The following is a 12,681-nucleotide window of genomic DNA, read 5'->3' as shown; positions in this document are numbered from 1 at the left end:
TCCACTCAGTCCACCAGGTCGCGGACGACGGCGTCGGCCAGCAGCCGGCCGCGCAGGGTCAGCACCCCGCGCCCCCGCGCGTACGCCGTCTCCTCCAGCAGCCCGTCCGCGAGCGCCTTGCGGGAGGCCGCCAGACCGTCCGGCTTCAGCAGCCGCAGCGGGACCCCGTCCAGCAGCCGCAGCTCCAGCAGGATCCGCTCCACCCTGCGGTCCTCGTCCGGGAGCACCTCCCGGGCCGCGCCGGGCGAGCGGCCCCCGGCGAGCGCCGCCGCGTAGGCGCCGGGGTGCTTCACATTCCACCAGCGCACCCCGCCGACATGGCTGTGCGCGCCGGGGCCCGCGCCCCACCAGTCCGCGCCCCGCCAGTACAGCTCGTTGTGCAGGCAGCGGCCCGCCTCGGAGGTCGCCCAGTTGGAGACCTCGTACCAGGAGTAGCCCGCGTCGGCGAGGACGGAGTCGGCGATCAGATAGCGGTCCGCGTGGATGTCGTCGTCGGTCATCGGGACCTCGCCGCGCCTGATGCGGCGCGCCAGCTGGGTGCCCTCCTCCACAATCAGCGCGTACGCCGAGATGTGGTCGGGCCCCGCGCCCACCGCCGCCGCCAGGGTGGCGCGCCAGTCCTCGTCGCTCTCCCCCGGGGTGCCGTAGATCAGATCCAGGTTCACATGCTCGAACCCGGCCGCCCGCGCCTCGGCGACGCACGCCTCGGGCCTGCCGGGCGTGTGGGTGCGGTCGAGGACCTTCAGCACATGCTGCCGGGCGCTCTGCATGCCGAAGGAGATCCGGTTGAACCCCCCGGCCCGCAGCTCGGCCAGATACTCCGGGTTCACCGAGTCCGGATTGGCCTCGGTGGTGATCTCCGCGTCGTCGGCGAGGCCGAACTCCTCCCGTACGACCCCGAGCATCGCCACCAGATCGGCGGCGGCCAGCAGCGTCGGCGTACCCCCTCCGACGAACACCGTGCGGGCCCGGCGGGGATCGTCGCCGAGGACCTTTCGGGCGAGCCGGATCTCGTCGGCGAGGGTGTCGGCGTAATTGTCGCGGGAGGCCAGCACACCGCCCGAGCCGCGCAGCTCGGTGGCCGTGTAGGTGTTGAAGTCGCAGTAGCCGCAGCGCGTGGCGCAGTACGGAACATGCAGATAGAAGGCGAGCGGCCGGTCACCGGCCCCGGCGAGGGCGGAAGCGGGGAGCGACCCGTCCTCGGGCATGGTCTCGCCGTCGGGCAGTACGGAAGGCATGTCCTCCATTGTCCGTCACCGGCGCGGCGAGCGGTGCCGCGGCCGGTGACGGACGGCCCGCCGGGCGGGCGCGAGGGCCCGCCCGGGGGCGGTCTGCGGTGCTAGGGCTCCCGTGTCCCGGCGTACATCTCCTCGATCAGGTGCTGGAACTCACGCTCGACCACCGGCCGCCTCAGCTTGAGGCTGGGGGTGAGGTCGCCGTGCTCCACGTCGAGGTCCCGGGGCAGCAGCCGGAACTTCTTGATCGTCTGCCAGCGCTGGAGGCCTTCGTTGAGCCGGTCCACATAGCCCTGGATCAGCTCGCGGGCGGCGGGGGCGGCGAGCACCTCGGGGTAGGTCTTGCCGTCGAGGCCGTGTTCCTTCGCCCAGTTCAGCAGGGTCGGCTCGTCCAGGGCGATCAGCGCGGTGCAGTAGTTGCGGTTGGCTCCGACGATGATGATGTTGGAGACGAACGGGCAGAGGGCCTTGAACTGGATCTCCAGCTCGGTCGGGGCGATGTACTTCCCGCCGGAGGTCTTGATCAGGTCCTTCTTGCGGTCGGTGATGCTCAGATAGCCGTCCGGGGAGAGTTCGCCGATGTCCCCGGTGTGCAGCCAGCCGTCCGGCTCCAGCACTTCCGCGGTCTTCTCGGGGAGCCCGTGGTAGCCCTCCATGATCCCGGGGCCGCGCAGCAGGATCTCGCCGTCGTCGGCGATGCGTACCTCGGTGCCGGGCAGCGGCTTGCCGACCGTGCCGGTGCGGTAGGCCTCGCCGGGGTTGACGAAGGACGCGGCGCTGGACTCGGTGAGTCCGTACCCCTCCAGGATGTGGATGCCCGCGCCGCCGAAGAAGTGGCCCAGCTCGGGCGAGAGGGCGGCGGAGCCGGAGACGGCGGCGCGCAGCCGGCCGCCGAAGGCCGCGCGAAGCTTGGCGTAGACGAGCTTGTCGGCGACCTTGTGCTTGGCGGTCAGGGCGAAGGGCGCGGAGACGGTGCCGGTGCGGCGGAAATTGTCCTGGGTGGCCCTGGAGTACTCGCGGGAGATCTCGGCCGCCCACTGGAAGATCTTGTACTTGGCGGGGCCGCCGGCCCGGGCCTTGGCGGCGACGCCGTTGTAGACCTTCTCGAAGATGCGCGGCACGGCGGCCATGTAGGTCGGCCGGACGACCGGCAGATTCTCGACGATCTTGTCGATGCGGCCGTCCACGGCGATGACATGACCGAGTTCGATCTGCCCCGAGAGCAGCACCTTGCCGAAGACATGGGCGAGCGGCAGCCAGAGGTACTGGAGGTCGTCCTTGGAGAGCAGCCCGGTCGCGGCGATCGCCTTCGCCATGTACGACCAGTTGTCGTGCGGCAGCCGTACGCCCTTGGGCGGGCCGGTGGTCCCGGAGGTGTAGATCACGGTCGCCAGCTGATCGGCGGTGATCGCTTCGACGCGCTTCTTGACGGCTTCGGGGTGCTGTCGCAGATAGGCGGCTCCGCGCGCCTCCAGCTCCGCGAGGGTGAGCACCCAGCCGTCGGGGTCGTCCTCCTCGGCCGTCACCCCCGCGCTGTCGATCACGACGACATGCCGCAGCTCGGGCAGCTCGGCGCGCCGCTCGCGCGCCTTGGCCAGCTGTACGGCGTCCTCGGCGATGAGGATCCGGCTGCCGGAGTCGGCGAGGATGTACGCCGACTGCTCGGCGTTGGTGGAGGGGTAGACGGTCGTGGTGGCGCCGCCCGCGCACATCACCCCGAGGTCGGCGACGATCCACTCGATACGGGTGGCGGAGAGCAGGGCGACCCGCTCCTCCGGTTCGATACCGAGATCGATCAGACCGGCGGCGACGGCGTAGACCCGTTCGGCGGCCCCGCTCCAGCTGAGCGATTTCCAGCCATCGGGGCCGCGCCCGGACGCGGCGGGCACGGGATGGCGGAAGGCCTCGGCGTCCGGGGTCGCCGCGACGCGCTCGGCGAAGAGGGCGGCCACCGACGGCGGCCGGTTCTCGATCTGGGTCTGTGTGTCGCTCACGACATCCTCCGGGCCTGCGGCAGCACTGCACGACGGGCTGGCTCTTTAACTGGCGAGTAACCAACGAGCCGTGATCAGAGTAGAGCGCACTCTGCCGGTGCGTAAGGGGATGCGGGCTGCCGCTTGATAACGAAGAACACGGCCCGGCGGGGGACGGAGAGGCCGGTCCGGGACCCGCTCGGGACCCGCTCGGGACCCGCTCGGGGTCCGTCCGGAAGCCGTCCCGAAGCCGTCCGGGACCTGTCCGGGACCTGTCCGGACGGATCCCGGACGGCTTCGGGGACGGCGAAAGCGCCCGCCCCGGGGATGGGACGGACGCTTTCCCCAACGCTTCTCCCCGCCCCTGAGAGAAAGGGGCGACCCCCTGCGGAACGGATTACTCCGGCCCCGCCAGGGGCGCGTCTCGGGTGAGTGACGGTGAGCGGCGGTGGCTACTTCTTGCTCTTGCCGCCGCTCTCGTCGCTGGAGAGGACGGCGATGAAGGCGTCCTGCGGAACCTCCACGCTGCCGACCATCTTCATCCGCTTCTTGCCTTCCTTCTGCTTCTCCAGCAGCTTCCGCTTACGGGAGATGTCACCGCCGTAGCACTTGGCGAGGACGTCCTTGCGGATGGCGCGGATGGTCTCACGGGCGATGACCCGCGAGCCGATGGCGGCCTGGATCGGCACCTCGAAGGCCTGCCGGGGGATCAGCTCGCGCAGCTTGGCGACGAGCCGCACGCCATAGGCGTACGCGGCGTCCTTGTGGGTGACCGCGGAGAACGCGTCGACCTTGTCGCCGTGGAGCAGGATGTCCACCTTGACCAGGCTGGACGCCTGCTCGCCGGTGGGCTCGTAGTCGAGCGAGGCATAGCCGCGGGTCTTGGACTTCAGCTGGTCGAAGAAGTCGAAGACGATCTCGGCGAGGGGGAGGGTGTAGCGGATCTCGACCCGGTCCTCGGAGAGGTAGTCCATGCCGATGAGGGTGCCCCGGCGGGTCTGGCACAGCTCCATGATCGCGCCGATGAACTCGCTGGGCGCGAGGATGGTGGCCCGGACGACCGGCTCGTACACGTCCGAGATCTTGCCCTCGGGGAACTCGCTCGGGTTGGTGACCGTGTGCTCGGTTCCGTCCTCCATGAGGACGCGGTAGACCACGTTGGGCGCGGTGGCGATCAGATCGAGGCCGAATTCGCGCTCCAGGCGCTCCCGGATCACATCCAGGTGCAGCAGACCGAGGAAGCCGACGCGGAAGCCGAAGCCGAGCGCGGCGGAGGTCTCCGGCTCGTAGACCAGCGCGGCATCGTTGAGCTGGAGCTTGTCGAGGGCGTCGCGCAGCTCCGGGTAGTCGGAGCCGTCCAGCGGGTAGAGGCCGGAGAACACCATCGGCTTGGGATCCTTGTAGCCGCCGAGCGCCTCGGTGGCTCCCCTGTGCTGCTGGGTGATGGTGTCGCCGACCTTGGACTGGCGGACGTCCTTCACACCGGTGATCAGATAGCCGACCTCGCCGACGCCGAGGCCGTCGGCCGGGAGCATCTCGGGCGAGTTGGTGCCGATCTCCAGCAGCTCGTGGGTCGCGCCGGTGGACATCATCCGGATCCGCTCGCGCTTGCCGAGCTGGCCGTCGATGACTCGCACATAGGTGACGACGCCCCGGTAGGAGTCGTAGACCGAGTCGAAGATCATGGCGCGGGCGGGGGCGTCGACGACCCCGACGGGGGCGGGGACCTCGCGCACCACGCGGTCGAGGAGCGCCTCGACGCCGAGACCGGTCTTCGCCGAGACCTTCAGCACATCGTCCGGGTCGCAGCCGACCAGGTTGGCCAGCTCCTCGGCGAACTTCTCCGGCTGGGCGGCCGGGAGGTCGATCTTGTTGAGGACGGGAACGATGGCGAGATCGTTCTCCATCGCCAGATAGAGGTTGGCGAGAGTCTGCGCCTCGATGCCCTGGGCCGCGTCCACCAGCAGGATCGTGCCTTCGCAGGCGGCCAGGGAACGGGAGACCTCATAGGTGAAGTCCACGTGCCCCGGGGTGTCGATCATGTTGAGGATGTGGGTCGTGCCCTGGCCTTCGCCCTCCTTGGGGGCCCAGGGCAGCCGGACGGCCTGGGACTTGATCGTGATGCCGCGCTCGCGCTCGATGTCCATCCGGTCGAGATACTGAGCACGCATCTGCCGCTGGTCGACCACACCGGTCAGCTGAAGCATCCGGTCGGCAAGCGTGGACTTGCCGTGGTCGATGTGCGCGATGATGCAGAAATTGCGGATCAGCGCCGGGTCTGTACGGCTCGGCTCGGGCACGTTGGAAGGAGTCGCGGGCACGCAGGGTCCTGATTCTTGAGACGCGGGGCGTCTCGTCTCGGGCGATGGCGGATCGATACGTAGCCCCCATCGTCCCACGGGTGAGGGACTGCGGCCGGTTTGGGCCGCCGCTGATGCTGCTGGTAGCCTGGCTAGCTGTGTCTCATTCCATGGTGTATTCCATGGCGCACGAGACGCTCATCGAAGATCAATCGAACCTGAGAAGGCTCTTTCGTGGCGAACATCAAGTCCCAGATCAAGCGGAACAAGACGAACGAGAAGGCGCGCCTGCGCAACAAGGCCGTCAAGTCTTCGCTCAAGACCGCTATCCGCAAGGCCCGTGAGGCCGCTGCCGCGGGCGACGTCGAGAAGGCCACCGCGGCCACTCGCGAGGCCACCCGCAAGCTCGACAAGGCTGTCTCCAAGGGTGTCATCCACAAGAACGCCGCCGCCAACAAGAAGTCGGCGCTGGCGTCCAAGCTGGTCTCCCTGCAGGGCTGAGCACTCTTGCTGTGACTCCGGCGCGGCGCCCTCCGGGGTGAATCGCCGGACGACTTGATCGCCGGACGGACCCGAGCGGGCCCTCTCTCATCCGCTCCCCGACCGGCATCCTCCGGACTCGCACTTGGACCTGCGTTCGCCACGCGGGTGCGAGTCCACCGCAAGACCTCGCCAAGGCCTCTGATCCCTTCTCCTCCCGTCCTTCCCCAGGACGGAGGAACCGGGACCGGGGGCCTTCGGCATGCCCGGGGCCGGGCGGCAGAGCCCGATCCCGCCGAGCTCCGGGGCCGTGCCCGGCCGCCGCGCCAGGGGTCAGGCGCGGGCCCGGGCGGCCCGGGCGATGGCCACGACGGCCTTCTCCAGGGCGTACTCCGGATCGTCCCCGCCGCCCTTCACCCCCGCGTCCGCCTCCGCGACCGCCCGCAGCGCCACCGCCACCCCGTCCGGCGTCCATCCCCGCATCTGCTGACGCACCCTGTCGATCTTCCAGGGCGGCATCCCCAGCTCCCGGGCCAGATCGGCCGGCCGGCCGCCCCGAGCGGAGGAGAGCTTCCCGATCGCCCGCACCCCCTGCGCCAGCGCGCTGGTGATCAGCACGGGCGCGACCCCGGTCGAGAGAGACCACCGCAGCGCCTCCAGCGCCTCGGCAGCCCGCCCCTCCACCGCCCGGTCGGCGACAGTGAAGCTGGAGGCCTCGGCCCGGCCCGTGTAGTAGCGGCCGACGACGGCCTCGTCGATGGTGCCCTCGACGTCGGCCACCAGCTGTGACACCGCGCTGGCCAGCTCCCGCAGATCGCTCCCGATGGAGTCCACCAGCGCCTGGCACGCCTCCGGCGTCGCCGACCGGCCCAGGGTCCGGAACTCGGACCGCACGAAGGAGAGCCGCTCGGCGGGCTTGGTCGTCTTGGGACAGGCGACCTCGCGCGCTCCGGCCTTGCGGGCCGCGTCCAGCAGCCCCTTGCCCTTCGCGCCCCCGGGGTGGAGCAGGACCAGGGTGATCTCCTCCACCGGAGCGGAGAGATACCCCTTGACGTCCTTGATCGTGTCGGCGGACAGATCCTGGGCGTTCCGCACGATGACGACTTTGCGCTCGGCGAAGAGCGACGGGCTCGTCAGCTCGGCGAGGGTGCCCGGCTGAAGCTGGTCGGCGGTGAGATCGCGCACATCGGTGTCGGCGTCGGCGGCGCGCGCCGCCGCCACCACCTGTCGCACCGCGCGGTCGAGAAGCAGATCCTCCTGGCCCACGGCGAGCGTGACGGGGGCGAGCGGATCGTCGGTCGAATTCTTCCTGGTGGCCATCGCGTCCAGCATCCCACGGGCCACCGACACCCTCCGGCGTGCCGGACAATACGAGGGTGAGCGATGGACGACATGTACTGGTGCTGCCCGACCGCGACGCCGCCGAGGAGGTGGCGCGGGAGCTGGCGGACGGCTTCGGTGTGGCCGAGGAACCCCAGCTGGTTCGGGACGCGCTGGCCGGCGAGGACGACGCCGAGGACGCCCAGTGGCTGGTCGTGGTGGAGGACCCCGCCGCCCGGCTGGACCCCGCCGCCCTCGACACGCTCGTCGCCGAGTACGACGGGTGGCTGGAGGCCCCCTGAGCGGGCGGACCCGCCGGGCCCTCCCGCTCCGGCCCTAGGCGCTCGGGCCGCCCAGCTCGTCCCACGGGCTCTGCCCGCCGGCCTCGCGCGGATCGGGCGGCAGCCGGTCGAGCAGCAGACCGAAGTGGTCACGGTAGGCGGCCAGGACCGCCGCGTCGTCGGCCAGCAGCTCCCGCACGCGCTCGCCGCGCACGGTGCGGACCAGCTTGCGCCCGCTGAGGGTGACCAGGCCGTCGGCGGTGAGCCTGGAGCAGACCAGCGACTTGAGGAAGGGCGATCGGGGCGATGTGCTGTGCCACCAGGCACCGCCCCGGAAGTCCTGGAGCGTGCGCGGCCTGGTCTCCAGGCGGTACTGGGGCTTCCCGTCCCGGTGCACATCGAGGTCGCCCTCGTCGGTGGCGACGATCCTGAAGGTCCCGGCGGGGTCCTTCTGGTCCCCCCGCTCGTGGAACACCAGCGGATGGTGCGAGTTGTCGCCGAACCCCACGTCGACGAGCCAGCGTCCGCCGTCCTCCGTCTCCACCAGCAGGGCGAGATGGTCGTAGGGGATGCCGAGCAGGCCGTTCTCGTCGTAGACCCGGGCCGGCAACAGACCGACCCCGAATCCGAGGTCCCGCAACAGCGCGGCGAACGCCCCGTTGAGTTCGTAGCAGAAGCCGCCGCGCCGCCTCTCCACCACCTTGGCGACGAGCGCCGCCTCCTCCAGCACGATCTCCTCGCGCAAGTGGACCGAGAGGTTCTCGAAGGGAACAGCCAGCAGGTGCCGCACTTGGAGATCTCGGAGGGCTTCGAGGTCGGCACGGCGAGGGCGCTCGGCCCCGATACGGCGAAGGTACGCGTCCATGTGGTCAGTCTGCGCCCGGGGGCCACCGCGCACCATGCTCTTCCGGTCTTAGGACCAGCGTCGGAGGCGTGAGAGGGCCGGGGCCGACTAGCGTGCGGGGCATGAGCGTTCAGAGAGAGCCGGCGCGCACGCCGGAGCAGCGCAAGCGGGACGTACTGGCGAAGCTGGAGACGGAGGAGGACGTCTGGGTGGCCACCGCGGCGGGGGCGGGTGAGCCCACTCTGGTGCCGCTGTCGTTCGTCTGGGACCGGCAGACGCTGCTGATGTCCACCCGGCGGACGAACCCGACCGCGCGCAATGTGACCCCGACCGGACGGATGGTCCTCACTCTGGGGCACACCAGGGACGTGGTGCTGATCGAGGGCACCGCCGAGGTGGTGGAGGGGGCGGACCTGGAGCCCGAGTCGGCCGAGGCGTTCACGGTGAAACAGCACGGGTGGGACCCCCGTGCGCAGAAGCCCTGGGTCTTCCTCCGGGTGACTCCGTCGGCCGTGAAGGCCTGGCGCGAGGTGAACGAGATCGCCGACCGGGAGCTGATGCGGGACGGCGTCTGGCTGGTCTGACCGCACCCCGGCGGCCCCGCCGGGGCTCTCCCGGCGCGGATGCGCCCGCAGACCGGAGCCCGCTCCGGACACCGCGATCGGCCCGGACCGGTCGGTGCTCAGCACCACGGCTCCCCGGGCCTCAAGGGCGGCCACGGTGAGCGGAGAGGGGTGGCCGTAGGTGTTGTCCCGGCCCGCCGAGATCAGAGCCATCCTCGGGCGCACGGCGTGCAACAGGGCGGGGTGCTGCTGAGCGGATCCGTGGTGCGCCACCTTGAGGACGTCCACCGGCGGCAGCGAGGGGTGGGCGAGCAGCAGCCCCCGCTGGGCCGGCGGTTCCAGGTCCCCGAGGAGCAGCAGGGTCGGGCCGTCGTCGATCCGCACCAGCATGGTGACGCTGGCGTCGTTGGGCTCCACCGGCGGTCCGCCGGGCGCCGGCCCCGGGGCGGGACCCTGGTCCGGCCAGAGGACCCGCCACTCCAGCCGCCCGGTCCGCCGCCGCTCCCCCGCCGCCGCCCGTACCAGCGGCACTCCCGCCCCCGCCGCGATCCTGCGGACGAACGCGCTCTGCTCCCTGGGCTCTTCGAGCGTCGTCGTCTGCACCGCGCCGACCGCTCGGCCCCGCAGCGCTCCGGGCAGCCCTCCGACGTGGTCGGCGTGGAAGTGCGTCAGGACGATCAGCGGGATCGTCCTGATCCCCAGATCGCGCAGACAGCGGTCCATCGGCTCCGGGTCGGGCCCCACGTCCACCACCACCGCCGTGCCGTCGCCCGCCGCGAGCACCGTCGCGTCGCCCTGACCCACATCGCACATGGCGAATGTCCAGCCGGGCGGCGGCCAGCCGGTGACGGCCCTGGTCAGCGGGGCCGGGCGGAGGATCGCGAGCAGAAGCAGCAGGGCGCAGCCGACGGCCGTCCAGGGGTGGTGCCACAGTCGGCGGGCGGCGAGCACCGTGAGCGCCATGACCGCCGCGAGCAGCAGTCCGCCGCGCCAGCCGCCCGGCCAGTCCAGCTCGGCTCCCGGCAGTGACGCCCCGGCCCGGGCGACCGAGGCGATCCAGCCGGCGGGCCAGCCCGCGAGACCGGCGAGCACCTCGGCCGCCGGCATGGACACCGTGGCGGCGGCGAGCGCGGCGAAGCCCAGGACCGTGGCCGGGGCCACGGCGAACTCGGCGATCAGATTGCTGGGGATCGCCACCAGGCTGACCCGGGCGGCGAAGACCGCGACCACGGGGGCGCACACCGCCTGTGCCGCTCCGGCGGCCGCCAGCGCCTCCGCGAGTCTCGGTGGCACGCCCCGGCGGCGCAGGGCCGCGCTCCAGCCGGGTGCGACGGTGAGCAGCGCGCCGGTGGCCAGTACGGAGAGCAGGAAGCCGTAGCTGCGGGACAGCTCCGGGAGGCAGAGGACCAGCAGGAGCACGGCGGCGGCGAGCGCTGGGAGGAGGGAGCGGCGGCGGCCGGTGCCGATCGCGAGCAGGGTGACGGCCCCGCAGGCGGCTGCTCTGAGGACGCTCGGCTCGGGTCTGCACACGATCACGAAGGCGAGCGTCAGCGCTCCTCCGGCGAGGGCTGTCCCGCGCAGGGTGATGCCCAGCCGGGGCGCGAGCCCGCCCCGCTCGGCGCGGAGCGCTCTGCCCGGTGGTCCGACGAGCACCATGAGGAGGATGGTGAGGTTGCTCCCGGAGACGGCGAGCAGATGTGTCAGGTCGGTGGCCTCGAAGGCTCGCTGGAGGTCCGGGGTGATCCGGGAGGTGTCTCCGACGACCAGTCCGGGCAGCAGCGCGCGGGCGTCCGGGGAGAGCCGGTCGGAGGCGCGGCGCAGCCCGGCTCTGAGCTCTCCGGCCGTGCGCTGCACGGCGGTGGGCCCTCCGGTGATCTCCGGGCGGTCTCCTCTCACCCTCAGGACGGCGGCGAACCGGTCGTCCCCGTCGAGCGGCGGTGCGAGCCGGCCTGCCAGGCGCAGCCGGGTCGAGGGCAGCAGCCGCTGCCAGTGGGCGAGGTCTCCCCGGGAGAGCCCCGGGCGCACCACCGCCAGTACGGGGGTCCGGACGCGGGTGGCCGTCCCGTCGGAGGCGGTGACCCTGGTCGCCTCCGCGTCGAAGACCAGGGCTCTCGCCGCGCCCTGGCCGCCGACGGCCCGGGGGCGGGTGAGGCGGGGGTCGGAGCCGACCGTCAGCTCCACGGTGGCGTGGACGTACTCCTGGGCCAGGGCGGGCAGCGGGCCGCGCCGCAGATCCGCCCCGTACAGCCCGGCGGTGGTGGCTCCGGCGGCGGCGCAGAGCAGGACCGCCGCGAGCGCGGTGGCGTTGACTCGCGCGCGCGGCCGCCCGTCCCGCCGGTTCGGTGAGCCGGCGGGAGGGGCCTGGCGTGCCCGCCGGAGGGCCGTGGCGGCGAGGAGGACGCAGAGTGTCACGGCGGCCGCCGTCCACCGTCCCGGAGCGCCCACGGCCACGGCGGAGGCCGCCCACGCGGCCAGGGCCGGGGGCACCAGCCGGAGATCGGCCGGTCCCTCCTGGCGCGGGTCGGCCGCGCCCAGTCGGCGGCCCGACGCGGCGTGCACCGCCCGGCGGGGGCGCTGCGCGGTGCGCGCCGCCGGATCGCGGCCGCTCATGGCCGTACCAGCGGCTGGAGGTCCGTGAACCGGCGGTCGCCGATCCCCTCCACCTCCCGCAGTTGGTCGACGGAGCGGAATCCGCCCTGGCGGGTGCGGTAGTCGATGATGTGCCGCGCCAGCACCGGGCCCACCCCCGGCAGCGCGTCCAGCTGGTCGGCGGTGGCGGTGTTGAGGCTCAGCGGGCTCAGCGGACCGGGGGCCGTCCCGGGGGCCGCCGTGCCCGTGCCGGGAGCAGGCGGGGCCGTCTGGGCGGGCGGCGCGCCGACGACGACCTGCTCGCCGTCGATGAGCACCCGGGCCCGGTTGAGCCCGGTCAGATCCGCGCCCGGGGTGACTCCCCCGGCGGCCCGCAGCGCGTCGGCGACCCGGGAGCCCGCGGGCAGTCGCAGCACTCCCGGCCGCCGGACCTCGCCCCCGACGTCGACGACGACCCGCCCGGGCCCGCCGGTCCCGGCCGTCGGTGTCGCGCGCCCCGGCGGCGGCGACGCCGACACTCCGGGGCGGACCTGCTCCGGGGCGCGTACGCTCTGCGGCCGCCCGGCCCAGAAGTGCTGGAGGGCGAGGAGCACGGCCGCGACGAGGAGGACGGACAGGGCGGCCAGGGTTCTGGGCCTGAGTCCGCAGTGGAGCTGGATCCACAGCGGGAGCCGCTCCCGCAGCGCCGGGCCCGGACGCCACCGCCCACCGGCCGTGGAGGCCGCCTTCGGCTCCGGAGCCGGGCCCGTCGGCGCTTCGGCGTCGACGCGGGGACGGGGATCCGTGCCGGTGGCGTTGTCGGCCCGGGAACCCGTGCCGCCCGCGAGCGACGCGGACCCCCACGGCCGGGGCGGCCCGGCGGCGATCCGGCCGCCCCGTACCCGGGAGAGCGCACGGGCCGGTCCCCGGGCTGTGCGGCCCGGGCCGGGAGCCGCGCCGCGTCTGACACGGGCACGGCTGTCGGAGGCCGGGGCGCGGCCCGGCCCGCTGGTCGCGGATCGTGATCGAGGAGCCATGAACAGGACGGTAGGGTCCCGCGACGGAACCCGCCGGGCAGGCCGGATTCCGGTGGAGAACAACGGTGTTGTGGAAAACT

The 12,681-nt window shown here is 72.6% G+C and carries 9 protein-coding genes and 1 pseudogene; 3 read left to right on the top strand and 7 right to left on the bottom strand.

The features are described from left to right. Positions 1-5: 5 nt before the first annotated feature. The 3 genes from hemW to lepA form a co-directional block, all read right to left on the bottom strand. Positions 6-1,247 carry a radical SAM family heme chaperone HemW gene (hemW, locus tag IE247_RS10475; RefSeq protein ID WP_190122712.1) on the bottom strand — a complete coding sequence of 414 codons (1,242 nt, stop codon included), beginning with the start codon at positions 1,245-1,247 and terminating at the stop codon, positions 6-8. 92 nt (positions 1,248-1,339) lie between these two features. After that, entirely contained in the window at positions 1,340-3,229 is a 1,890-nt protein-coding gene (locus IE247_RS10470; protein ID WP_190122711.1) for an AMP-dependent synthetase/ligase, read from the bottom strand. A gap of 431 nt (positions 3,230-3,660) precedes the next feature. After that, on the bottom strand, positions 3,661-5,529 hold the full coding sequence (gene lepA, locus IE247_RS10465) for a translation elongation factor 4 (protein WP_190122710.1): 1,869 nt from the start codon (positions 5,527-5,529) through the stop codon (positions 3,661-3,663). 213 nt (positions 5,530-5,742) lie between these two features. On the opposite strand from lepA, the gene rpsT reads away from it, so the two are divergent. Further along, positions 5,743-6,009, top strand: a complete 267-nt coding sequence (gene rpsT, locus IE247_RS10460) for a 30S ribosomal protein S20 (protein WP_190122709.1) — start codon at positions 5,743-5,745, stop codon at positions 6,007-6,009. A 312-nt stretch (positions 6,010-6,321) separates the two neighbouring features. Here the strand turns inward: rpsT and holA are convergent, their stop codons facing one another. Beyond that, positions 6,322-7,308, bottom strand: a complete 987-nt coding sequence (gene holA / locus IE247_RS10455) for a DNA polymerase III subunit delta (protein WP_190122708.1) — start codon at positions 7,306-7,308, stop codon at positions 6,322-6,324. A gap of 56 nt (positions 7,309-7,364) precedes the next feature. Between holA and IE247_RS10450 the strand changes: the two genes are divergently transcribed. After that, positions 7,365-7,610, top strand: coding sequence for a hypothetical protein (locus tag IE247_RS10450; protein ID WP_190122707.1), 246 nt, complete (start codon positions 7,365-7,367; stop codon positions 7,608-7,610). A gap of 34 nt (positions 7,611-7,644) precedes the next feature. Here IE247_RS10450 and IE247_RS10445 read toward each other — a convergent pair whose 3' ends face one another. Next, a complete protein-coding gene (locus IE247_RS10445; RefSeq protein ID WP_190122706.1) occupies positions 7,645-8,454 on the bottom strand; it encodes an arylamine N-acetyltransferase family protein in 810 nt (269 codons plus the stop codon). A 101-nt stretch (positions 8,455-8,555) separates the two neighbouring features. Between IE247_RS10445 and IE247_RS10440 the strand changes: the two genes are divergently transcribed. Further along, entirely contained in the window at positions 8,556-9,017 is a 462-nt protein-coding gene (locus IE247_RS10440) for a pyridoxamine 5'-phosphate oxidase family protein (protein WP_190122705.1), read from the top strand. Between the two features lie 33 nt (positions 9,018-9,050). Here the strand turns inward: IE247_RS10440 and IE247_RS10435 are convergent. Next, a pseudogene (locus IE247_RS10435) lies at positions 9,051-11,606 on the bottom strand (ComEC/Rec2 family competence protein); the annotation flags it as partial. Beyond that, on the bottom strand, positions 11,603-12,601 hold the full coding sequence (locus IE247_RS10430) for a ComEA family DNA-binding protein (RefSeq protein WP_190122704.1): 999 nt from the start codon (positions 12,599-12,601) through the stop codon (positions 11,603-11,605). The pseudogene IE247_RS10435 and the gene IE247_RS10430, both read right to left, overlap by 4 nt. Between the last annotated feature and the right edge of the window lie 80 nt (positions 12,602-12,681).

This window comes from Streptomyces inusitatus (assembly GCF_014651115.1).
Taxonomy (GTDB): Bacteria; Actinomycetota; Actinomycetes; order Streptomycetales; family Streptomycetaceae; genus Streptomyces; species Streptomyces amakusaensis.
Note: the sequence above shows the minus strand (reverse complement) of the source record. Positions and strands in the feature narration are given on the sequence as shown.

Bases quoted from the DNA above. Each gene is read 5' to 3' on its own strand.
- hemW (WP_190122712.1), bottom strand. From the start codon at position 1,247: ATGGAGGACATGCCTTCCGTACTGCCCGACGGCGAGACCATGCCCGAG.
- holA (WP_190122708.1), bottom strand. From the start codon at position 7,308: ATGGCCACCAGGAAGAATTCGACCGACGATCCGCTCGCCCCCGTCACG.
- IE247_RS10445 (WP_190122706.1), bottom strand. From the start codon at position 8,454: ATGGACGCGTACCTTCGCCGTATCGGGGCCGAGCGCCCTCGCCGTGCC.
- IE247_RS10440 (WP_190122705.1), top strand. From the start codon at position 8,556: ATGAGCGTTCAGAGAGAGCCGGCGCGCACGCCGGAGCAGCGCAAGCGG.
- IE247_RS10430 (WP_190122704.1), bottom strand. From the start codon at position 12,601: ATGGCTCCTCGATCACGATCCGCGACCAGCGGGCCGGGCCGCGCCCCG.